General features: G+C 66.3%; 19 protein-coding genes. 14 read left to right on the top strand and 5 right to left on the bottom strand.

What is annotated here, in order from left to right; genetic code table 11:
• Positions 1–46 precede the first annotated feature (46 nt).
• On the top strand, positions 47–1,624 hold the full coding sequence (locus SHTP_RS25820) for a phytoene desaturase family protein (protein WP_096372191.1): 1,578 nt from the start codon (positions 47–49) through the stop codon (positions 1,622–1,624).
• A gap of 4 nt (positions 1,625–1,628) precedes the next feature.
• Here the strand turns inward: SHTP_RS25820 and SHTP_RS25815 are convergent, their stop codons facing one another.
• The 3 genes from SHTP_RS25815 to SHTP_RS25805 are packed head-to-tail and all read right to left on the bottom strand — an operon-like array spanning position 1,629 to position 4,302.
• Positions 1,629–1,961, bottom strand: coding sequence for a hypothetical protein (locus tag SHTP_RS25815; protein ID WP_096372190.1), 333 nt, complete (start codon positions 1,959–1,961; stop codon positions 1,629–1,631).
• The gene (locus SHTP_RS25810; RefSeq protein WP_015357649.1) at positions 1,958–3,508 is read right to left on the bottom strand and encodes an MBL fold metallo-hydrolase; all 1,551 of its coding nucleotides are present in this window, start codon (positions 3,506–3,508) and stop codon (positions 1,958–1,960) included. Before SHTP_RS25810 ends, SHTP_RS25815 begins: the two co-directional genes overlap by 4 nt.
• Positions 3,472–4,302: a phosphotransferase gene (locus tag SHTP_RS25805; protein WP_157756526.1), complete on the bottom strand. Its 831-nt coding sequence runs from the start codon at positions 4,300–4,302 to the stop codon at positions 3,472–3,474. Before SHTP_RS25805 ends, SHTP_RS25810 begins: the two co-directional genes overlap by 37 nt.
• Positions 4,303–4,374: 72 nt before the next feature.
• Between SHTP_RS25805 and SHTP_RS25800 the strand changes: the two genes are divergently transcribed.
• From SHTP_RS25800 to SHTP_RS25785, 4 genes are read left to right on the top strand one after another with little or no spacing between them, the layout of a single operon-like run.
• The gene (locus tag SHTP_RS25800; protein ID WP_096372189.1) at positions 4,375–5,154 is read left to right on the top strand and encodes a lysophospholipid acyltransferase family protein; all 780 of its coding nucleotides are present in this window, start codon (positions 4,375–4,377) and stop codon (positions 5,152–5,154) included.
• A 3-nt stretch (positions 5,155–5,157) separates the two neighbouring features.
• A complete protein-coding gene (locus tag SHTP_RS25795; RefSeq protein ID WP_015357646.1) occupies positions 5,158–5,913 on the top strand; it encodes a lysophospholipid acyltransferase family protein in 756 nt (251 codons plus the stop codon).
• Positions 5,914–5,946: 33 nt separating this feature from the next.
• Complete coding sequence (locus SHTP_RS25790) at positions 5,947–6,732, top strand: lysophospholipid acyltransferase family protein (protein WP_096372188.1); 786 nt, start codon at positions 5,947–5,949, stop codon at positions 6,730–6,732.
• A complete protein-coding gene (locus tag SHTP_RS25785) occupies positions 6,729–7,556 on the top strand; it encodes an HAD family hydrolase (RefSeq protein WP_096372187.1) in 828 nt (275 codons plus the stop codon). Before SHTP_RS25790 ends, SHTP_RS25785 begins: the two co-directional genes overlap by 4 nt.
• A 15-nt stretch (positions 7,557–7,571) precedes the next feature.
• Here SHTP_RS25785 and SHTP_RS25780 read toward each other — a convergent pair whose 3' ends face one another.
• Together SHTP_RS25780 and SHTP_RS25775 are read right to left on the bottom strand one after the other, a co-directional pair.
• On the bottom strand, positions 7,572–9,224 hold the full coding sequence (locus tag SHTP_RS25780) for an LGFP repeat-containing protein (RefSeq protein ID WP_197706209.1): 1,653 nt from the start codon (positions 9,222–9,224) through the stop codon (positions 7,572–7,574).
• 173 nt (positions 9,225–9,397) lie between these two features.
• Positions 9,398–10,282 carry a hypothetical protein gene (locus SHTP_RS25775; RefSeq protein WP_096372670.1) on the bottom strand — a complete coding sequence of 295 codons (885 nt, stop codon included), beginning with the start codon at positions 10,280–10,282 and terminating at the stop codon, positions 9,398–9,400.
• A gap of 288 nt (positions 10,283–10,570) precedes the next feature.
• Here SHTP_RS25775 and glf point away from each other — a divergent pair, with 288 nt between their 5' ends.
• The 9 genes from glf (at position 10,571) to fadD32 (ending at position 23,030) form a co-directional block, all read left to right on the top strand.
• Positions 10,571–11,779, top strand: coding sequence for a UDP-galactopyranose mutase (glf, locus tag SHTP_RS25770; RefSeq protein WP_020726978.1), 1,209 nt, complete (start codon positions 10,571–10,573; stop codon positions 11,777–11,779).
• On the top strand, positions 11,776–13,674 hold the full coding sequence (locus SHTP_RS25765) for a glycosyltransferase (RefSeq protein WP_096372186.1): 1,899 nt from the start codon (positions 11,776–11,778) through the stop codon (positions 13,672–13,674). Before glf ends, SHTP_RS25765 begins: the two co-directional genes overlap by 4 nt.
• Positions 13,667–14,212 (top strand): phosphatase PAP2 family protein, encoded by a 546-nt coding sequence (locus tag SHTP_RS25760; protein ID WP_096372185.1) that lies wholly within the window; start codon positions 13,667–13,669, stop codon positions 14,210–14,212. The genes SHTP_RS25765 and SHTP_RS25760 overlap by 8 nt, the downstream gene beginning before the upstream one ends.
• Positions 14,209–15,117 carry a decaprenyl-phosphate phosphoribosyltransferase gene (locus tag SHTP_RS25755; protein WP_011742458.1) on the top strand — a complete coding sequence of 303 codons (909 nt, stop codon included), beginning with the start codon at positions 14,209–14,211 and terminating at the stop codon, positions 15,115–15,117. Before SHTP_RS25760 ends, SHTP_RS25755 begins: the two co-directional genes overlap by 4 nt.
• Complete coding sequence (aftB, locus tag SHTP_RS25750; protein ID WP_197706208.1) at positions 15,092–17,083, top strand: terminal beta-(1->2)-arabinofuranosyltransferase; 1,992 nt, start codon at positions 15,092–15,094, stop codon at positions 17,081–17,083. The genes SHTP_RS25755 and aftB overlap by 26 nt, the downstream gene beginning before the upstream one ends.
• A gap of 396 nt (positions 17,084–17,479) precedes the next feature.
• Positions 17,480–18,493 carry a diacylglycerol acyltransferase/mycolyltransferase Ag85A gene (ag85A, locus tag SHTP_RS25745; protein WP_096372668.1) on the top strand — a complete coding sequence of 338 codons (1,014 nt, stop codon included), beginning with the start codon at positions 17,480–17,482 and terminating at the stop codon, positions 18,491–18,493.
• Between the two features lie 175 nt (positions 18,494–18,668).
• Positions 18,669–19,574, top strand: a complete 906-nt coding sequence (locus tag SHTP_RS25740) for an esterase family protein (protein WP_096372667.1) — start codon at positions 18,669–18,671, stop codon at positions 19,572–19,574.
• A gap of 236 nt (positions 19,575–19,810) precedes the next feature.
• Positions 19,811–20,824: a carboxylesterase Culp6 gene (gene culp6 / locus SHTP_RS25735; RefSeq protein ID WP_096372184.1), complete on the top strand. Its 1,014-nt coding sequence runs from the start codon at positions 19,811–19,813 to the stop codon at positions 20,822–20,824.
• Positions 20,825–21,140: 316 nt separating this feature from the next.
• Positions 21,141–23,030: a long-chain-fatty-acid--AMP ligase FadD32 gene (fadD32, locus tag SHTP_RS25725; RefSeq protein WP_096372183.1), complete on the top strand. Its 1,890-nt coding sequence runs from the start codon at positions 21,141–21,143 to the stop codon at positions 23,028–23,030.
• Positions 23,031–23,037: the final 7 nt, after the last annotated feature.

The following is a 23,037-nucleotide window of genomic DNA, read 5'->3' as shown; positions in this document are numbered from 1 at the left end:
CAAAACTTTCGGACCGTGCCAGCCTCCAACTCGGGAGGTCGAGAGCATGGCGGAGTATGACGCGATAGTGATCGGCGCGGGGCACAACGGCCTGACCGCCGCGGTGCTGCTGCAGCGAACGGGCCTGCGCACCCTCTGCCTGGACGCGAAGCTCTACGCCGGCGGCATGGCCTCCACCGTCGAACTGTTTGACGGCTACCGGTTCGAGATTGCCGGATCGGTGCAGTTCCCGACGGCGGCCGCGGTGATCAGCGAACTCGGCCTGGACACCTTGCCGACCGTGGATCTGGAAGTGATGTCGGTAGCCCTACGCGGCGTGGGCGACGATCCGTTGGTCCAGTACACCGACCCGATGAAGATGTTCGCCCACCTCAACGAGGTGCACGGGGCCGACGCGGTCACCGGGATGGCGGGCCTGCTGGCCTGGAGTCAGGCGCCGACCCGGGCGCTCGGGCGGTTCGAATCCGACACGCTCCCCAAGACCTTCGACCAGATGTATGCGTGCGCCACCAACGAATTCGAGCGATCGGCCATCGACGACATGCTGTTCGGGTCGATCACCGACGTGCTGGACCGGTACTTTCCGGACCGGGAAAAGCACGCCGCACTACGGGGTTCGATGACGGTCCTGGCCGTCAACACCATCTACCGGGGACCGGCCACGCCGGGTAGCGCCGCCGCGCTTGCCTTCGGTCTGGGTATCCCCGACGGAGACTTCGTGCAGATGAAGAAGCTGAGTGGGGGCATCGGCGCACTCACCGCACATCTGTGCCGGCTGTTCGAGCGCGACGGCGGCGAGTTGCGGTTGCGCACCAAGGTCAGCGAGATCCTCGTCGACAGCGCCGAGGCCGGAGCGCGGATCAGTGGCGTACGCACCGAGGCGGGCGACATCGTGGCCGCCCCGATCGTGGTTTCCGCGATTGCCCCAGACGTCACGATCAACGACCTGATCGATCCGACGGTGCTGCCCAGCGATGTCCGGGACCGCTACGCACACATCGACCACCGCGGTAGCTACCTGCAGATGCACTTCGCCCTCGAGGAAGCCCCGGCGTTCGCGGCGCCGTATGAGGCCCTCAACGATCCGGCCATGCAGGCCTCGATCGGCATTTTCTGCACGCCAGAGGAAGTGCAGCAGCAGTGGGAGGATTGCCGCCGCGGGATCGTGCCGGCCGACCCGACCGTCGTGTTGCAGGTACCGTCGGTGCACGACCCCGACCTGGCGCCGCCGGGCAAGCACGCCGCATCGGCGTTCGCGATGTGGTTCCCGATCGAGGGCGAGCAAGACTCCCATGAGTACGGACAGGCCAAGACCGAAATGGGGCAACGGGTGATCGACAAGGTCACCCGCTTGGCGCCCAACTTCGAGCGCAGCATCATCCGGCACACCACCTTCACTCCCAAGCACATGGGCGTCATGTTCGGAGCGCCCGGTGGCGACTACTGCCACGGCTTGTTGCACCCCGACCAGATAGGTCAGAACCGGCCGGGTCCGAGAGGCTTCATCGGCCAGCCGATCCCGATCGCCGGGCTCTACCTGGGCGGCGCGGGATGCCATGGCGGACCGGGAATCACCTTCATCCCCGGTTTCAACGCCGGTCGTGCGGCGCTGGCCGACCGCTAGCGGGTCAGCGCCGGTCGCTGAGCAGTTCGTCGAGCAGCGCGATGAAATCGTCTGGACGCGCCGGGGTGAAGGCCGGTTGCCAACGAGCATCGGGGATGTCGAGGGTGATCAACGTCGACTTGAACGGCCGCTTCATGTCCATCGGCAGCCAGCGGCGCAGATCCGAGCTGCCCCAGATGCGAAAGCGATGGGTGAGCAGTCCCAGCGATTCGGCACGGTAGCCGCGGATCGTGTCCAGCGCGGTGATCTTCGCGGTGCCCGACGGGAAGTGGTAGCGACGCAACGTCAGCGCGGCGCCATCGAGCTGGACCACGCCGTCGTCGTAGAACCGCATCATTTCCGCGAGCTCCGCAGCTGGTGACCGCGGGTGGTGAGGCAGCGGCCGTCCTCCAGGCGCCACTGCCACCCGTGCAGGTTGCAGGTCAACGTATCGCCTTCTACCACACCGAACTTCGATAGGTCGGCTTTGAGGTGAGGGCAGCGGCGCTGAATCTCCCAGCCGTCCAGAGTGATTGAAGCGGAGTCGTCGTGAGTCTCGGCGAACCAGCCGTCGGCGTAGGCGATCCGCTCGTCGGTGAGGCACTTGAAGAACGTGTACAGGTATTCGTTGTAACCACCCACGCGCCAGGCCTGGAAGCGGGTGGACAAGAAGATGGTGTTGACCCAGTCGGGTTCTTGATCGCGCAGTACCGTGCGCACCAGCTCCGGCGCTATGGCAAACCCGTAGCGGAACTTCTCGTTGGGAATCGGCTCGCGCACCGCCCTTTTCGGAAAGTCCAGTACGACGGTTTCGGCGCCGATGACCAGTTCCACGGGGTAACCGATACCGTCGCAGATCTCATTGCTCTGCAACATGATCGGCTCGAACAGCGCGCGCAACGGCTCCAGCAGCGGCTCGCCCTCCGCGGGGGCCCAGCTCGCCCGTTCGGCGGCGATCACCGGAGCCATCCGGTCGGCGTAATCGGCGATGTAGGCGGACTTTCCGGTGGTGAAGATGGCCTCGACGTCTTCGGTGGGCAGCGGGTGGCTCAGCGAATTCAGGGTCGATCCGGTGAAATCCGCGATCGATCCGGGAATCATCAGCAAACCGCGATCATGGCCGTGGATGCGCATCTGGTCCAGGAAGACCATCTGGTCGGGGAAGATGTTGGCCGGATCGCTGCGGTCGTCGTTGAGCTCGCGCAGCTCGGGGTCCAGAAAACACGGTGGTCCCGCCGACGGCACCACCCAGGTCGCGTCCACCTGCGCGACGTACTGGCGCGCCCGGTCCATCCCGCGCTGTCGCTTCTGGGTGCCGAACGCCTCCTTGGCCCGGGCCGGCATGTCGTAGACCATCGGGTACCAGATCGCGCCGGAGTACTGCAGCAGGTGCACATCGACGTGGCCGAACTCCGATGCCAGCATGTCCAGCTCGATCGGTCGTGCGTCATTCATATTGAAGGCGGTGGTCTCGCCGTCGGAAACCACTAGCGCGGAGTCACCGATCGGACCGTCGGCCGGCGCCCGCAGCGCGATGATCATGATGTCGAGATCGCTGCGGGGCCCGCTGAGCCGGTGCTTGACCGAGTCGGTGGTTTCGAAGAACCGGTGAAATCCCAGCTTCTCGAGTTCATTTCGCAGATCCGGCACGGGGAAGTCCGGGAGCAGCACCACCGCGTCTTTGTTGACGTGCGAACGCAGGTTCTCGGCGTCGAAGTGATCCTTGTGCAGATGCGAGACATATAGGTAGTCGCAGTCGCCGATGGCGTCCCAGTCCAGTGCGCTGTTGTCCGGAAACGGGAACCAAGAAGCAAAGTAGGCCGGGTTGACCCAGGGGTCGCACAGAATGCTGCCGGACTGGGTCTGAATCAGAAAGCCGGCGTGGCCGACGCTTGTGACCTGCACAAATACCTTCCTGCAACAGCTACTGCTGACGCATGTTCGGCGCCAAATGCAGCATCGAGCTTAGCTTGAGTCGAGATCCTCGGCCCCCACAGCCGCCGGTAGTAATCGATTCGCCGCGGGTCCGGCGCCACTCCGTAGGCGGCGAAGAACTTCGCCTCCCAACCGTGGCCGGGAAAGTTCCACTGCAACGACAACGTTGCTACCGCCAGGTCGGCCCATCGATCGGCCACGCCCAGCGTGCCGAGGTCGACGTGGCCGCAACAGTTGCCGTCCTCGGCGATCAGGGTGTTGGGTGCACACGCGTCGCCGTGGCAGACCACCAACCGATCGATCGGGGGCGGGGCGCCGACATTAGCCCGGCCCGCCGCGGTCAGCCGCGCCAGTCGGCTTTGCGCAGACCAGTCGAATGGGCACGCTCGGACCGGCAAGCGCTCGTGCAGTGTGCGCAGCCCCACACCGATGGCCCGCACGGCGACATCGGGTGCGGCCACCCAGCGGGGGTGCACGGCCGAGACGCCGGGTAGCCCCGCGGTGCGTAGCCACGCCCAGTCTTGCTCGACCCCGAAGTCCAGCACCGCCGGCACGGTGAGGTGTGCTGACGCCCAGCGCAAGCGTTGCGCCTCGGCGGTGAAGTCGAAGACGCCGGTTCTGGCCACCTTGATGAACTCGGCGCCGGGGCCCACCCGGAAGGTCACACCGCCCAGTTCGTTGGCCCAGACGGCTTGCACGGGGCGCCCGGCGGCAAGCCGCCGAACAACCGGGGGCACCGCGGGAGGTGCGGCGGGGAAGGACAAAGCACTCCTCTTTCGGACTTCAAATTCGCCACTTCAACCGACCGCCGGCCGGGAGCACTAGGCTTGACTGCTGTGGAACCGGTATACGGGACGGTCATTCAGCTTGCCCGCTTGACGTGGCGCATCCAGGGGCTCCGCATCACCGTGACTGGTGTGGAGAACATACCCGTCCAGGGTGGTGCGGTCATCGCAATCAACCACACCGGATACCTCGACTTCACCTTCGGCGGGTTGCCGGCCTACCAGCAGCGGCTGGGGCGCAAGGTGCGGTTCATGGCCAAGCAGGAGGTCTTCGACCAGAAGATCACCGGTCCCATCATGCGCAAGCTGCGACACATCCCGGTGGACCGGGCCGACGGCGCCGCGTCCTATGATGCTGCGGTCCGCTTGCTCAAGGCCGGTGAGCTGGTCGGGGTCTATCCGGAGGCAACGATCAGCCGAAGTTTCGAAATCAAAGAATTCAAGTCCGGCGCCGCGCGGATGGCGCTCGAGGCTGGGGTGCCGATCGTCCCCCACATCGTCTGGGGCGCCCAGCGGTTCTGGACCAAAGGCCACAAGAAGAAGCTGTTCCGCCCGAAAGTGCCGATCGTGGTGGTCGTCGGCGAACCGATCGAACCCACGCTGCCGACCGCGGAGCTGAGCAATCTGCTGCACTCCCGGATGCAGCACCTGCTCGACCAAGCGCAGGAGCAGTACGGGCCGCATCCGTCCGGGGAGTTCTGGGTGCCGCGCCGGCTGGGCGGCAGCGCGCCATCGCTGGCCGAGGCGGCGCAGATGGATGCGCAGGAGGCGGCGGAGCGGGCCGCTCGCCGTGCCCAACGAGCCCATCCCGCGGGAGCGCCGGAGCAGTAGCCCATGGCGGAGCCGACCTACCGGACCCTCGAGATCCTGGCCAAGTTGCTGGTGCTGGCCACGGGGACCCGGATTACTTATGTCGGCGTCGAGAATGTGCCCGAGCGGGGCGGCGCGGTGATCGCGATCAATCACACCAGCTATGTCGACTGGCTTCCGGCCGCGCTGGCAATGAATCGGCGGCACCGTCGCATGAGGTTCATGATCAAGGCCGAAATGCAACGAGTGAAGGTGGTCAACTTCCTGATCAAGCGCACTCGGACCATTCCGGTGGATCGCGGCGCGGGGGCGGGCGCCTATGCCCTAGCGGTGCAGCGCCTTCGCGAAGGGGAGCTGGTCGGCGTCTACCCAGAGGCGACGATCAGCCGGAGCTTCGAGCTCAAGGAGTTCAAGACCGGGGCCGCGCGGATGGCGCTGGACGCAGACGTGCCGATTGTGCCGGTTATTGTTTGGGGTGCTCAGCGGATCTGGACCAAGGGCCAGCCCAGGCACATCGGACGCGCCAAGGTTCCGATCGTCGTGCAGGTTGGCCCGCGTTTACCGGCTGCCGGTGACATTGCGCAGACCGACGCCGCCCTGCGCCAAGCGATGACCATGCTGCTGCAGGAGGCGCAACGGAGCTACCCGCAGCCAGCAGGGCAGTACTGGGTGCCGCGCCGGCTTGGCGGCACCGCGCCGACTCCGGCCGAGGCAGCTCGGCTGGACGCTGACGAGGCTGCCGCCAGGGCCGCCGGCCGGACACCGCATCAATCGCGGTAGCGGCGGCTGAAGGACAGAAGGAGGAACCGAAGGATGGCAGAGCCATTCTTCCGAATGATGGAAGTGCTTGTTCCGTCGATCGTTGCCGCTAACGGAAACAAGATCACCTACTACGGGTTGGAGAACATCCCCGACCGGGGCGGCGCGTTGATCGCCCTCAACCACACCAGCTATGTGGACTGGGTCCCTGCCTCCATTGCCGCCAAGGAACGCAATCGTCGGCTGCGGTTCATGATCAAGGCCGAGATGCAGGAGGTGAGGTCGGTCAACTATGTGATCAAGCACGCCCAGCTGATTCCCGTTGACCGCGCCGAGGGCGCCAACGCCTATGGGGTCGCCGTCCAACGACTGCGTGAGGGTGAACTGGTCGGGGTACACCCCGAGGGGACGATCAGCCGCAGCCTCGAACTACGGGAATTCAAGACCGGGGCGGCCCGGATGGCGCTCGAGGCCCAGGTACCGATAGTTCCGATGATCGTCTGGGGCGCGCAGCGGATTTGGCCGAAGGGTCACCCCAAGAATCTGTTCCGCAACAAGGTTCCGATCAGTGTGGCCATTGGGCCCGGGCTGCCGCCGGCGGGCGATCCGACGGAACTCAACGCCACGCTGCGGCAAGCGATGGAATCGATGCTGCACTGGGTGCAGGAGCAGTACCCTCACCCCGAAGGGGAATTCTGGGTGCCACAGCGGCTGGGCGGCGGCGCGCCCAGTCCAGAGCAGTCCAGCCAATTCCGCATCGCGGAGTTGGCCGAACGCGCCCGCAAGCGCGGATATGACGGCGTTACCTCACGCAGTTCCAGCGAAGGCGGACCACACTGACCACACCGGAGAGCCGGCCGGCGTTCATCGCCTGCGACGTCGACGGCACCTTGTTAAACGATGATGAACACGTCTCCGGACGCACCCGCGATGCGGTGCGCGCCGCGGTTGCCGGCGGCGCGACCTTCATTCTGGCCACCGGCCGGCCGCCGCGCTGGGTACGGCCGGTCGTCGAAGAACTCGGGTTCACGCCGATGGCGGTGTGCGCCAATGGCGCCGTCATCTACGATCCCGCGACCGACCGGGTGGTGTCGGCGCACACCCTCTCGGTTGAGGCGCTGGCCACGTTGGCGGAGGTTTCCAGTCGGGTAATTCCCGGGTCTGGGTTGGCGGTCGAGCGAATCGGCGAGCGAGCCCACGACACGGCGGCCCCACAGTTCGTCAGCTCGCCCGGCTACGAGCACGCCTGGCTCAACCCGGACAACACCGAGGTGTCGATCGAAGACCTGCTCAGTGCCCCGGCGATCAAGCTGCTGATCCGCAAGGCCGGTGCCGCCAGCGCGGACATGGCGGCCGAACTGGCCAAGCACGTGGGCATCGAGGGCGACATCACCTACTCGACCAACAACGGGCTGGTCGAAATCGTGCCGCTGGGCATCAGCAAGGCCACCGGTGTGCGCGACGTCGCGGCGCCCTTGGGCATTGCCGATACGGACGTGGTGGCGTTCGGCGATATGCCCAACGATGTGCCGATGCTGTTGCGGGCCGGTTTGGGTGTGGCGATGGGCAATGCCCATCCCGACGCGTTGGCCGCCGCGAACGAGGTCACCGCCCCCAACAGTGAGGACGGTGTCGCCAAGGTGCTCGAGCGCTGGTGGTTCTGAGCGCGTCGCCGCGCCTCAGGGAATGATCGGGTGGATTGGTAGCGAGAAGTGCCCGGGTGGCACCATCGGCCCGCTCGGGGGTTTGGTCGCCAGCGGTGTGGTGATCCCGTTGACGACCTCGGAGACGTTGCCGGTGAGCCGTTGGAAGTTCAACACACCGTGCTGGAAGTTCTGCGTAATCCGCAGCGGCTCCTGTATCTCGGCGCTGGTCGGCAATCCGAGCGGGCCGCGTTCGTAGCTCAGCGAGGCCCACGCGTCATAGATCGCGCCGGTCACCGGTTGGGCGCCGGTGGTCGATGACCAGTACATCGCGCCCTTGGCGAAGGTGGCGTAGCGCGCGCCGTCGGCCCCGTCCGCTTCCGGAGATGTCGGTGCCCCCAGCACGCTGTTCATCGCGCCCAGCTCCTGCCAGCGCTGGTAGATCGCGCCGCCCTCCAAGGACTTGAGCAGCTCCTCCGGCGGGTCGTTGAAATGGGATGCGATTTCGCGGATCTCGTCCATCAGGGCGTAGGCGGCGTTGCCGGGACAATCGGTGTTGCCGACGTCGCGATGGGTGAAGATGGCCGGCAGTTTCGCGATGGCGCCGCCGGGAACGGTGGTGTACGAACTGCCCGTGGACTCCAGCTCCACCATGCTCTTGGGGTCGACTTCGGCGATGCGCAGCCGCCACCCCAGCAGTCGTCCGACGGCACGGATCTGCAGCGGCGTGGGCGCCACGTCATCGAAATTGCCGATCATCGCGACACCCCAGGCGTCACGGTTGAATCCGCCGGTGTGGAACCCTTCGACCGGTTTGGTGAGCCCGCCGGCACTGCCCTCGAAGATCTGACCGTACTTGTCGACCAGCGCGTTGTAGGCGATGTCGCACCAGCCCAGCGTCTTGCTGTGATACGTGTAGATCGCCTTGACGATGCCCGCCGATTCCAACGGGGAATAGTCGTTGCTGCCCGCCGTGTGATGGACCACCGCGGCGCGTACCGCCCGGTCGTATTCCGGGCTCTCACAGCGCAACGCTTCGTCCGCTCCCCAATCCGCGCGGCTGATGATGGGGGGCGCCTGGCCAGGCATGGTGACCCCGGTGGGCGGGGTCCAGTGGGTGCCGGCCGGGGTCTGCGGCGGGGAGATGAGCACCGCCGAAATGTTCTGCCCGAACGGCAGCTCCTTGGTGGTCGGACGGTAACCAAGGTCAACGGGCTCGGGTTCGCCGGTGGGTGGCGGCTGAGTCACCGGGGCGTCGATCGGGCTGGTGACCGCGATCTCGACCGTGTTGGTGGTGCCCACGAAGACCGGTTCGGTGCTACGCGGTCGCTCCGAGGTCCCCGCCGTTGCCGGTGCCCCGGCGCCTTGCTCGTCGGGCGCGGCGGTTTCGTACTCCGCCTGGTACCACGGCCCCCACGAACCGTCCGACTGCCTGGCCCTCATCCGTGCCGAGGTGCCGACCAGATCCCCGGTCAGCGCCACTAGGGAGAACGGCTCGTCCTGGGTGAGTTGGCGCACCGCGACGCCGCCGCCGAGGCCGACCAGCGGCTGCTCGACCAGCCGGGTGTCCTGAGCCGACGGCTGCTCGTGGGTGCTGGGAGGGGGACGGGTCAGCACCCACGAGACGATGACGACCGTCGCCGCGATGGCGGTGAGCAGCATGGTCGGTGCGCGACTGCGGGACGGCACCAAAGGGATGTTACTTGTGTGTCTGATGTTTCTTGTGAGGCGACACGGGGTAATGGGCCGAAAACCTGTCGACGACACCGCAGAGGATAAGTAGCTGGGGGGTGGGTTCGGGTCCAGCGTGACTCTGCGGTGTCGTCAGGTGACAGGTTCTGGGGCCTTTCGCTAGGTGCCGATTAGATCGGCGGTACCGCGGCTGCGGCAGCCGCCGCAGCCGGTGCGACTGCCGCAGGTGCGGCCGCCGCGGGTGCCGCTGCCGCGGCGGGTAGTTCGGGCACCGCCGCTGCGGCCGCCGGCGCGGCTGCGCCACCGTTTTGGACGGCCTGCATGATCGAAGGCATCAGCACGCCCTTGAGCAGGTCGATGGCCTGGCCTGCGCCCAGCTGGTTGGCGGCCTGCATCACGTCGTTGAGGATTCCGCCGCCGCCGCCGCTGCTGCCCAGGCCGCTGCCGCCCAGGGATGAGGTCCCCGGCCCGTATCCCAGGCTGGGGTCACCCAGGATCGGATAGGTGCCGTCCATCCCGGGGTCCAGGCCGACCGGCGTCGTGATGGGAATCTCGTTGGTGCCACCAAGTGACGGGTCCAGGCCAGTCGGACTGGTCAAGCCGGGTGCCAACCCGGTCGGGCTGGTCAACGCCGGATTGGTGAGTGCGGGGTTGACGGCGGCGCCCGGTGTCGGGGGCAGCGTCGTGCCCGGCAGGGCCAAGTCTCCCGGCATTCCCGGCGTCAGACCCGGGCTGGTCAGCCCTGGGCTGGTGAGACCCGGGCTGGTCAAGCCGGGGCTGGTCAACCCCGGGCTCATGCCGGTGCCGGTACCGCCGGTGAGGCTGGGCACTGGAGGCAGATTGATCCCGAACGAGGACAAACCCTGCGACAGCGCGGTCATCAACTCGGTGGGCAGGTCGGCCACGCTGGCCGCCCGCACAAACTCGTGGTGTTCGGTCGGCTTGGTCTCGGTGGTCGATTCGTAAACAAGAAAGTATGCACATGGACTCGCAACTGCCAGGGCGGCGACCGCGCTCATGGCTGTCGAGAGCTTGCGTCGGCGTCGATTCGGCACGGAAGTCTCCTCAATCTGGACTATGTGTAGCGTCGGTTCGCGCCGGCTGTCCTCGGCGGCTCGAACCCACACGCTCGATGGTACGAGTGAGGTTGGTGAGACTAGTGTGGTTATATCGAATCGTGAGGCAATCGCTACCTAAGGTGGCATCTTCGGCCCATCGGGGTCATCGGACCCGCTTTAGACCTGCTGAGGGCCTGCTTGGGTTGTCGAAAGCCGGTGCAACCCTGACCTTGTTGTCCTGCCAAATCGGGTTTTCGCAGGAAGGTCGGATACCCTAGGCAACCGATGACCGCACGCTTTGACCTCTTCGTCGTCGGCTCCGGATTTTTCGGCCTGACGATCGCCGAGCGCGTGGCTACCCAACTCGGCAAGCGTGTCCTGGTTGTCGAGCGGCGCCCGCACATCGGCGGTAATGCATATTCCGAACCCGAGCCGCAGACCGGTATCGAAGTCCACAAGTACGGTGCGCACCTGTTTCACACCTCCAATAAGAAGGTGTGGGACTACGTGGGGCAGTTCACCGACTTCACCGACTATCGCCACCGGGTGTTCGCGATGCACAACGGGCAGGCCTATCAGTTCCCGATGGGGCTGGGTCTGGTCTCGCAGTTCTTTGGCAAGTACTTCAGTCCCGCCGAAGCGCGCCAACTCATCGCCGAGCAGGCCGCCGAGATCGATACCGCCGACGCCCAGAATCTCGAGGAGAAAGCCATCTCTCTGATCGGGCGCCCGCTGTATGAGGCGTTCGTCAAGGGGTACACCGCCAAACAGTGGCAGACCGACCCGAAGCAGCTGCCGGCGGCGAACATCACCCGCCTGCCGGTGCGCTACACCTTCGACAACCGGTACTTCAGTGACACCTACGAGGGATTGCCCGTCGACGGCTACACCGCGTGGCTGCAGAACATGGCCGCCGACGACCGCATCGAGGTCCGGCTCGACACCGACTGGTTCGACGTCCGCGACGAGTTGCGCGCGGCCAACCCCGAGGCTCCCGTCGTATACACCGGCCCGCTAGACCGCTACTTCGACTACGCCGAAGGCCGGCTGGGCTGGCGCACCCTGGACTTCGACGTGGAAGTGCTGCCGATCGGAGACTTCCAGGGCACGTCGGTGATGAACTACAACGATCTCGACGTCCCCTACACCCGCATCCACGAATTCCGCCACTTCCATCCCGAGCGCGAATACCCGTCGGACCAGACGGTGATCATGCGCGAGTATTCCCGGTTCGCCGAAGACGAGGACGAGCCCTACTATCCGATCAACACCGAGGCCGACCGCGCCCTGTTGGCCGCCTACCGGACCCGGGCGAAGTCCGAGACCGCGTCATCGAAGGTTCTGTTCGGCGGGCGCTTGGGCACCTATCAATATCTGGATATGCATATGGCCATTGCCAGCGCTTTGAGCATGTATGACAACGTCCTCGCGCCGCACCTGCGCGACGGTAGACCGCTGGCGGAACCGCCGGCCGAGGAGAGTGCGCGCGGATGAGTGCCGTAAGCCTTTTGTCCCGAGTCATCCTGCCGCGTCCGGGCGAACCGCTCGACGTGCGCAAGCTGTACCTCGAGGAGTCGACCACCAACGCTCGGCGCGCGCATGCGACCAGCCGGACCTCGCTGCAGATCGGTCCGGAATCCGAGGTCTCCTTCGCCACCTACTTCAATGCGTTTCCGGCCAGCTACTGGCGACGCTGGTCGATCTGTAAGTCCGTGGTGCTGCGCGTCGAGTTGTCCGGTGCCGGGCGCGTCGACGTCTACCGGACCAAGGCCACCGGAGCGCGCATCTTCGTCGAAGGGCGCGCATTTGCCGGTGATGAGGACAAGCCGGCCGTGCTCGAGATCGAGGTGGCGCTGACGCCGTTTGAAGACGGCGGCTGGATCTGGTTCGACATCACCACCGACACCGCGGTGACCTTGCTCAACGCGGGCTGGTACGCGGCCGAGCCCGCGCCGGGAACGGCCAACATCGCGGTCGGCATCCCGACGTTCAACCGCCCCGCGGACTGTGCCAACGCGTTACGCGAACTCACCGCGGACCCCTTGGTGGACGAGGTCGTCGGCGCGGTGATCGTGCCGGACCAAGGCACCCACAAAGTGCGCGATCACCCGGACTTCCCGGCCGCCGCAGCCCGCTTGGGCGACCGGCTCTCCATCCATGACCAGCCCAACCTGGGCGGTTCCGGTGGCTACAGCAGGGTCATGTACGAGGCGCTGAAGAACACCGACTGCCAGCAGATCTTGTTCATGGATGACGACATCCGCATCGAGCCGGACTCGATCCTGCGGGTGCTGGCGATGCACCGCTTCGCCAAGAGCCCGATGCTGGTGGGTGGGCAGATGCTCAACCTGCAGGAGCCGTCACACCTGCACATCATGGGCGAAGTGGTGAACTGGGCGAACTTCATGTGGACCGCGGCCTCGCACGCCGAGTATGACCACGACTTCGCCGAATACCCGTTGAACGACAACGAAGACAAGAGCAAGCTGCTGCATCGGCGCATCGACGTCGACTACAACGGCTGGTGGACCTGCATGATCCCGCGGCAGGTGGCCGAGGAGCTGGGCCAGCCACTGCCGTTGTTCATCAAATGGGACGACGCGGACTACGGGCTACGGGCCGCCGAACACGGTTACCCCACCGTCACCCTGCCGGGGGCGGCGGTGTGGCACATGGCTTGGAGCGACAAGGACGATGCCATCGACTGGCAGGCCTATTTCCATCTGCGCAACCGGCTGGTGGTCGCGGCCATGCACTGGGACGGTGACGTCACCGGACTGGTCCGCAGTCACCTCAAGGCGACGCTGAAACACCTCGCTTGCCTCGAGTATTCGACGGTGGAGATCCAGAACAAGGCCATCGACGACTTCCTCGCCGGCCCCGAACACATCTTCTCGATCCTGGAATCGGCGCTGCCGGAAGTGCACTGCATTCGCAAGGCCTACCCGGATGCGGTGGTGCTGCCCGCGGCCAGTGAGCTGCCCCCGCCATTGCACAAGAACATCGTGAACAAGCCCCCCACCAACCCGGTGACGATCGGCTACCGGTTGGCCCGCGGCATCTTGCACAACCTCAAGACCGCCGACCCGGCCCACCATGGCCGCCCGGAATTCAACGTGCCGACCCAAGACGCCCGCTGGTTCCGGCTGTGCACGGTCGACGGCGTCACCGTGACGACGGCCGACGGGTGTGGCGTGGTCTATCGGCAGCGCGACCGGGCCAAGATGCTCTCACTGCTGTGGCAATCGCTGCGCCGTCAGCGGGAGCTGTCCAAGCGATTCGACGAGATGCGCAGGACCTACCGCAACGCGTTGCCGGTGCTGTCGAGCAAGCAGAAATGGGAGACGGCGCTGCTGCCGGCGACGAGCCACGAGCCCGAGCATGCCTGAACCGGCGCCACCGCGCGGTGAAGCCGCGGCGATCGTCGCGGTTCAGTCGGCACTGGCTGATCGCCCCGGGGTGCTGGGCACGGTGCGCGGGCTCTCCCACTTCGGCGAGCACAGCGTGGGCTGGCTGCTGGTGTCGGCGCTGGGCGCGATGCTGTTCCCGAGCCGGCGCCGGGAGTGGGTGGTCGCGGGGGCCGGCACCTTCGTCGCGCACGCCGCCGCCGTGGTGATCAAGCGGGTGGTGCGGCGCAAACGGCCCCATGACCCGGCCGTGACGGTCAACGTCGGCACGCCCAGCAAGCTGAGTTTCCCGTCCGCGCACGCCACCTCGACGGCCGCCGCGGCCATCCTGCTCAGCAGGGCGGCCGGGGTGTCCGAAGCTGCGGGCGCGGCGGTGTTGGTGCCGCCGATGGCTCTGTCTCGAATACTGCTGGGGGTGCACTATCCCAGCGACGTGGCCGCCGGCATCGCCGTGGGTGCCGGCGTCGCGGCCATCGCCGCGCGACTCGACAAGGTCTCGACAAAAGGTATGTCGCTATGAGCGAAGACGTGGTGACCGGACCCCCGACCAACCTGGTGGCCGGTGTGGTCAAGGCGATGCGCCCACGTCAGTGGGTGAAGAACGTGCTCGTGCTGGCCGCCCCGCTGGCCGCGGCGGGCCGCGGGGTCCGGTACGGCTACGCGGAAGTGCTGTTCGAGGTCTTGGTGGCCTTCGTGGTGTTCAGCCTGGCCGCCTCGGCCATCTATCTGATCAACGACGTGCGAGACGTCGAGGCGGATCGGGAGCACCCCACCAAGAGGTTTCGCCCCATCGCCGCCGGCGTGGTGCCCGAATGGCTGGCGTACACGTTGGCGGTGGCGCTGGGCGTGACGTCACTGGGGCTGGCCTGGTGGTTGACCCCGAGCCTGGCCGTGGTGATGGTCGTTTACCTCGCCATGCAGTTGGGCTACTGCTTCGGCCTCAAGCACCAAGCGGTGATCGACATCTGCATCGTGTCATCGGCGTATTTGATCCGCGCCATCGCCGGCGGCGCGGCCACCGACATCCGGTTGTCGCAGTGGTTCCTGCTGACGGCGGCGTTCGGGTCGCTGTTCATGGTGGCCGGCAAGCGTTACGCCGAGCTGCAGCTCGCCGAGCGCACCGGTGCGGCGATCCGCAAGTCGCTGGAAAGCTATACGAGTACCTATCTGCGGTTCGTCTGGACGTTGTCGGCCACCGCCGTGGTGGTGTGTTACGGGCTGTGGGCGTTCGAGCGGGACAACTACTCGGGATCCTGGTTCGCGGCGTCGATGGTGCCGTTCACCATCGCCATCCTGCGCTACGCGGTCGATGTCGACGGGGGATTGGCCGGGGAGCCCGAGGAGATCGCCCTGCGGGACCGGGTGTTGCAGCTGTTGGCGCTGGCGTGGATAGGAACAGTTGGGGCCGCCGTTGCCTTCGGCTAGCTCCAGACTCAAGGCCCTGCAGGCCGGTGCGCTGGCACGGCGGCCAGTGCTGCGGCCAATCAGGTGGCCGGCGTTTCCGTATGACCCCTGGGTCCGGATCAGCCTGTGGATCGGTGTGGCGATCATTGCCCTGCTGTTCGGGTGGGGAGCCTGGCAACGACGCTGGATCGCCGATGACGGACTCATCGTGCTGCGCACGGTGCGCAATCTGTTGGCCGGCAACGGGCCGGTGTTCAACATGGGCGAACGGGTGGAGGCCAACACCTCGACGGTGTGGACCTATCTGCTCTACGCGGCGAGCTGGGTCGGCGGGCCGATGCGGCTCGAGTACGTCGCGCTGGCGGTAGCGCTGACGCTGTCGGTGCTGGGTGTGGTGCTGGTGATGCTGGGCGCCGGCCGGCTGTATGCGCCGAGCCTGCGTGGCCGTCGGGCGATCATGTTGCCCGCGGGGGCGCTGGTTTACATCGCGGTACCCCCGGCGCGTGACTTCGCGACGTCCGGCCTGGAAAGCGGTCTGGTGCTGGCCTACCTGGGACTGCTGTGGTGGATGATGGTCTGCTGGTCGCAGCCGCTGCGGGGTCGCTCGGACAACCCGGTCTTCATCGGCCTGCTGGCCTTCGTCGCCGGATGCAGTGTGCTGGTGCGCCCGGAGCTGGCGCTGATCGGTGGGCTGGCCCTGATCATGATGCTGATCGCGGCCCGCAGTTGGCGTCGTCGCGGGTTGATCGTGCTCGCCGGTGGGTTGCTGCCGGTGGCCTACCAGATCTTCCGGATGGGCTACTACGGCTTGCTGGTTCCCGGCACGGCGCTGGCCAAAGACGCCGCGGGGGACAAATGGTCGCAGGGCATGGTCTACCTGACGAACTTCAACCGGCCGTATGCGCTTTGGCTGCCGCTGGTGCTGGTGGTGCCGCTGGGAGTGGTCGTGATGTTCGCGCGGCGGCGGCCCGCGTTCCTGCGCCCGGTGCTGGCACCCGATTACGGACGGTTTGCCCGCGCGGTGCAGAGCCCGACCGCGGTGGTGGTCTTCATGGTCGGCAGTGGCGTACTGCAGGCGCTGTACTGGATTCGCCAGGGTGGCGACTTCATGCATGGCCGGGTGCTGTTGGCGCCGCTGTTCTGCGTGCTGGCGCCCGTCGCCGTCATTCCCCTGGTCGTGCCCGATGGCAAGGACTATTCGCGTGAGACCGGCTACTGGGTGGCCGGTGCCGTCAGCGTGCTGTGGTTGGGCGTTGCGGGCTGGTCACTGTGGGCGGCGAATTCGCCGGGGATGGGTGACGACGCCACCCACGTCAGCTATTCGGGGATCGTCGATGAGCGCCGTTTCTACGCTCAGGCCACCGGGCACGCGCACCCGCTGACCGCCGCCGACTACCTCGACTACCCGCGGATGGCCGCCATTCTGACGGCGCTCAACAACACCCCGGACGGGGCGTTGCTGTTGCCGTCGGGCAATTACACCCAGTGGGATCTGGTGCCGATGATCAAGCCCGGATCGGCCCCCGGCATCCCGGCCAGCGAAAAGCCGCAGCACACGGTGTTTTTCACCAACTTGGGCATGGTTGGCATGAACGTCGGGCTCGACGTCCGGGTGCTGGACCAGATCGGTCTGGCAAACCCGCTGGCCGCGCACACCGAGCGGCTCGAGTATGGCCGTATCGGCCACGACAAGAACCTGTTCCCGGACTGGGTGATCGCCGACGGTCCGTGGGTGAAGTGGTATCCGGGTGTCCCCGCCTACCTCGATCAGCAGTGGGTCGCGCAGGCCGAGGCCGCCCTGCGATGCCCCGCCACCCAGGCGGTGCTGAACTCGGTGCGGGCACCGATGAGCCTGCACCGGTTCGTGTCCAACGTGGTGCACTCGTTTGAGTTCACCCGGTACCGGATCAACCGGGTGCCGCTGTATGAGCTGGTCAGGTGTGGCCTCGAGGTGCCCGACGTCCCGCCCGCCCCGCCTCGGGAATGAGCAAGTCGGTAGTGGCGCCGGACCGTTTTGGGGGTGCCGCTGCGCGGCGCAATATTCGATTTGGTAAATATTTGGGTCGGATTCGATCGCACCGCACGCCGGGGCTGACCCTGGTTTGATCGGATACTGACAGAAACATCACATTTGATCTGTCACCCGCGCGCACGGAACCGCGGGCACGTGCGAAAACGCAACGTTGCGGTGGCGGGCGGGTCCGAAAAATCGGTCCGGATCCCCGCTGGGTAACGAACTGCGCGCCGTCTTCGATGAGAGGATCGGCCCAAAGATGTGGTTGACTACACGGGCACTGCGGCCCAGCGCGCGCAGTCTGACCTAGTTGAGGATGCGCCCGATCTAACCGGATGCGCCTAAATGAATGAGGATGAGGAAGCAAGGATGAAGCTTGTTGACAGGTTTCGTGGCGCCGTGACGGGTACGTCGCGCCGACTCATGGTGGGAGCCGTTGGCGCGGCCCTGCTATCGGGTCTGGTCGGCTTCGTCGGCGGCTCGGCGACCGCGAGTGCGTTTTCGCGGCCGGGCCTGCCGGTGGAATACCTGCAGGTGCCCTCGGTGGCGATGGGCCGCAACATCAAGGTCCAGTTCCAAAGCGGTGGCGCCAACTCTCCGGCGCTGTACCTGCTGGACGGCATGCGTGCGCAGGACGACTTCAGCGGTTGGGACATCAACACCCCCGCGTTCGAGTGGTACTACCAGTCGGGCATCTCGGTCGCCATGCCGGTCGGTGGCCAGTCCAGCTTCTACTCGGATTGGTACAACCCGGCTTGCGGTAAGGCTGGCTGCACCACTTACAAGTGGGAGACCTTCCTGACCAGCGAGCTGCCGCAGTACCTGTCGGCCAACAAGGGTGTCAAGCCCACCGGCAGCGGCGTGGTTGGTCTGTCGATGGCGGGTTCGTCGGCCCTGATCCTGGCGGCCTACCACCCCGACCAGTTCGTGTACTCCGGCTCGCTGTCGGCACTGCTGGACCCGTCGCAGGGCATGGGCCCGTCGCTGATCGGCCTGGCCATGGGTGACGCGGGCGGCTACAAGGCTTCCGACATGTGGGGCCCGAAGGACGACCCGGCCTGGGCGCGTAACGACCCGATGCTTCAGGTCGGCAAGCTGGTTGCCAACAACACCCGGATCTGGGTGTACTGCGGTAACGGCAAGCCGTCTGACCTGGGTGGCGACAACCTGCCCGCGAAGTTCCTGGAGGGCTTCGTCCGGACCAGCAACATGAAATTCCAGGCCGCGTACAACGCTGCCGGTGGCCACAACGCCGTGTGGAACTTCGACGACAACGGCACGCACAGCTGGGAGTACTGGGGTGCGCAGCTCAACGCTATGAAGCCTGACCTGCAGCACACGCTGGGTGCGACACCCAACACCGGTGACACCCAGGGCGCCTAGTACCAAGCGCTCGGCGTACTAACAGAACAGCGATTAACGGCGGCGGCCCTCAGGGGTCGCCGCCGTTAATCATTTCTGGCGTTATCTCCCCTTTATCCGGCCGTAGCCGGTGTGGTTAGCTACGTGCGGGCCGAGCCTTGCTGTGAGCACGCAGCGATACACGATGGAGGTGGACATGAGGGGTGTGTCAGTGGTGATACGGCTGCTCTGCGTTGCCGTGCTGTCAGTCACGTTGGGCGGTATCACGGTGGCCACGGGATCCACCGGAAAGGCCAACGCCGCTCCGTACGAGACCCTGATGGTCCCCTCGGGCGCAATGGGCCGAGACATCCCGGTGGCTTTCCTGGCCGGCGGGCCGCACGCGGCCTACCTTCTCGACGCCTTCAACGCCGGCCCCGATGTCAGCAACTGGGTCACCGCGGGTAACGCGATGAACACCCTCGGCGGCAAAGGAATCTCGGTGGTCGCGCCGGCGGGCGGCGCGTTCAGCATGTACACCGACTGGGAACAGGACGACAGCAAGCAGTGGGACACATTCCTCTCCAGTGAGCTGCCCGATTGGCTGGCTGCCAACAAGGGCCTGGCGCCCGGCGGCCACGCCGCGGTCGGTGCGTCCCAGGGCGGCTACGGCGCGATGGCGCTGGCCGCATTCCACCCCGACCGGTTCGGTTTCGCCGGATCGCTGTCCGGGTTCTTGTACCCGTCGAGCACCACCACCAACGGGGCGATCCTGGCCGGGATGCAGCAATTCGGCGGAGTGGATGGCAACGGCATGTGGGGTGCCCCACAGTTGGGTCGGTGGAAGTGGCACGACCCGTGGGTCCACGCCGCCCTGCTGGCGCAGAACAACACCCGAGTGTGGGTGTGGAGTCCGACCAACCCGGGCGCCAGTGACCCCGCGGCCATGATCGGCCAGGCCGGTGCGGCAATGGGCGACAGCCGGTCGTTCTACCAGCAGTATCGCAACGTTGGCGGGCACTACGGCCACTTTGATTTCCCGGGCGGCGGCGACAACGGCTGGGGCTCGTGGTCAGCGCAGCTGGGTGCGATGTCTGGTGATATCGTCGGCGCAATCCGCTAGCCGGCCGGCGTACGACCTCGGCTGACGGCGCTGCTCCGACACCCGCTGTATCTGTCAGCCGGGAAGTAACCCCGTGGTGAGCCGGTACCGTGTATGGAGTGCAGCTAAGGGCGGTACCGCCGCGTCAATACGCGGTGCGGGTGAGTTCGGGTGGCTCGGGTGGTGAGCGGGCGCGACACCGCCGCCCCCAGCACCTGTACCCACACTGATAAGTACCGACCCTGCAGCAGGAGAACATGGCCACGAACTCCCGGCGGAGACGCCGACACCGGATCCTTGCCTGGGTCGCCGCGGGTGCGATGGCATCGGTGGTGGCGTTGGTCATCGTGGCCGGGGTGATCCTGCTGCGCCATTCCGAAACCCCGCCGAGCGCGGTACCGCCGGGCATCTTGACTCCGGCGCCCACCACCCCCCACCCGCGCAAGCCCCGGCCGGCATTCCAGGATGCGTCGTGCCCCGACGTGCAGTTGATCGCGGTTCCGGGCACCTGGGAGTCATCGCCCCAGGATGACCCGCTCAACCCGCTGACGTTCCCCAAAGCGTTGCTGCTCAAGGTCACCGGGCCGATCTCCACGGACTTCCCCGAATCCCGGGTGCAGACCTACACGGTTCCCTACACCGCGCAGTTCCACAATCCGTTGAGTGCCGACGGCCAGATGTCCTATAACGACAGCCGGGCCGAAGGCACCCGCGCGATGGTCGCGGAAATGACGGACATGAACAACAGGTGCCCCCTGACCAGCTACGTACTGGTCGGGTTTTCCCAGGGCGCAGTGATCGCCGGCGACGTGGCCAGCGATATCGGCAACGGCCGCGGACCCGTCGACGAAGACTTGGTGCTGGGTGTGACGCTGATTGCCGACGGGCGCCGGCAGCCCGGGGTGGGCAACCACATCCCGCCCAGCCCGCCGGGCGAAGGCGCCGAAATCACCCTGCACGAGGTGCCGGTGCTGTCCGGGCTCGGATTGACCATGACCGGCCCCCGGCCCGGCGGATTCGGTGCGCTCGATGACCGGACCAACGAAATCTGCGCCGAGGGCGACCTGATCTGCGCCGCCCCGCAAGAAGCTTTCAGCCCCGCCAACCTGCCGACCACCCTGAACACCCTGGCCGGCGGAGCGGGTCAGCCGGTTCACGCGATGTATGCCACCCCGGACTTCTGGAGCTCCGATGGGGAGCCGGCTACCGAGTGGACGCTGAACTGGGCCCATGAACTCATCGACAAGGCACCGCATCCCAAACACGGGTGATCGAGTCCCGGTAGTAGCGATCGGCGACCGCCAGCGGGCCTCGCCAGGGGGACACAGCGACTCGCTCGCGATGGCGGGCGCAAACAGCGGTACCTTGTGATTTGGTCTGTCGCGCCCCGCCCCTTAATATTAAGAGAAATTTAAGAGCATGTGGAAGGCCGCATCGGGTCGAAGCTGGCACCGTCGCGCGAGCTGTGGCTCGCGCTCGCCGCTCGAGGGCTGGTCCGCGCACAGATGTAAAACGTCGGCCCAGCCGACCGAAATGTAACCCCGTCGGCGTAGCCGACTGAGCAGTGTTGTGACAGGAGAGGGCCCCATGGCGCACCACAACCCGTTCATCGTGAATGGAAAGATCAGGTTCCCGGAGAACACGAACCTGGTTCGTCACGTCGAGAAATGGGCACGGGTTCGTGGTGACAAGCTGGCCTACCGCTTCTTGGACTTCTCCACCGAGCGCGACGGTGTCGAGCGCGACATCTTGTGGTCGGAGTTCAGCGCCCGCAACCGCGCCGTCGGTGCGCGGCTGCAGCAGGTGACTCAGCCGGGTGACCGCATCGCGATCCTGTGCCCGCAGAACCTGGACTACCTCATCTCGTTCTTCGGTGCGCTCTACTCCGGCCGGATCGCGGTGCCGCTGTTCGACCCGGCCGAGCCGGGCCACGTCGGCCGCCTGCACGCCGTGCTCGACGACTGCACGCCGTCGACCATCCTGACCACCACCGACTCCGCCGAGGGCGTGCGGAAGTTCATCCGCAGCCGGTCGGCCAAAGAGCGGCCCCGCGTGATCGCGGTCGACGCGGTGCCAACCGAGGTCGCCTCCACCTGGCAGCAACCCGAAGCCAACGAGTTGACCACCGCCTACCTGCAGTACACCTCCGGCTCCACCCGCGTCCCCTCTGGCGTGCAGATCACCCACCTGAACCTGCCCACCAACGTGCTGCAGGTGCTCAACGCGCTGGAAGGCCAGGAAGGTGACCGCGGGGTCAGCTGGCTGCCGTTCTTCCACGATATGGGCCTGATCACGGTGCTGTTGGCGTCGGTGCTCGGGCACAGCTTCACCTTCATGACGCCGGCCGCGTTCGTGCGCCGGCCCGGGCGCTGGATCCGTGAGCTCGCCCGCAAACCGGGCGAGACCGGCGGCACCTTCTCGGCCGCGCCGAACTTTGCGTTCGAGCACGCCGCGATGCGCGGTGTGCCCCGCGACGACGAACCGCCACTGGACCTGAGCAACGTCAAGGGCATCCTGAACGGCAGCGAGCCGGTGTCGCCGGCTTCGATGCGCAAGTTCTTCAAGGCGTTCGAGCCCTACGGCCTGCGCGAGACCGCGGTCAAGCCGTCCTACGGTTTGGCCGAGGCCACCCTGTTCGTCTCCACCACACCGATGGACGAGGTGCCGACGGTCATTCACGTCGACCGCGACGAGCTGAACAAACAGCGCTTCGTCGAGGTTGCCGCCGACGCGCCAAACGCCGTCGCGCAGGTTTCGGCGGGCAAGGTCGGTGTCGATGAATGGGCGGTCATCGTCGACACCGAGACGGCCAGTGAGCTCCCGGACGGCCAGATCGGTGAGATCTGGTTGCACGGCAACAACCTGGGGATCGGCTACTGGGGCAAGGAAGAAGAATCCACCCAGACCTTCCGCAACATCCTCAAGTCGCGGGTTCCCGAGTCGCATGCCGAGGGCGCTCCCGACGATGGCTTGTGGGTGCGCACCGGCGACTACGGGACCTACTTCAAGGGCCACCTCTACATCGCCGGCCGGATCAAGGACCTGGTCATCATCGACGGTCGTAACCACTACCCGCAGGACCTCGAATACACGGCGCAAGAATCCACCAAGGCGCTGCGGGTCGGGTACGTCGCGGCCTTCTCCGTGCCGGCCAACCAATTGCCGCAGAAGGTCTTCGACGACCCGCATGCCGGACTGAGCTTCGACCCCGAGGACACCTCCGAGCAGTTGGTGATCGTCGGCGAACGCGCCGCGGGTACCCACAAGCTCGAGTACCAGCCGATCGCCGATGACATTCGGGCGGCCATCGCCGTCGGGCACGGAGTGACCGTGCGGGACGTGCTGTTGGTGTCGGCCGGGACCATTCCTCGGACTTCGAGTGGCAAGATCGGCCGCCGCGCCTGCCGCACCGCCTACATCGACGGCAGCCTGCGCAGCGGCGTCAGCTCCCCGACAGTCTTCGCCACCGGATCGTAAGCAAGCG

The organism is Mycobacterium ulcerans subsp. shinshuense (assembly GCF_002355775.1).
GTDB classification, from domain to species: Bacteria; Actinomycetota; Actinomycetes; order Mycobacteriales; family Mycobacteriaceae; genus Mycobacterium; species Mycobacterium marinum.
The sequence above is the reverse complement of the archived record's forward strand: the minus strand, read 5'-3'. Positions and strand labels throughout refer to the sequence as shown.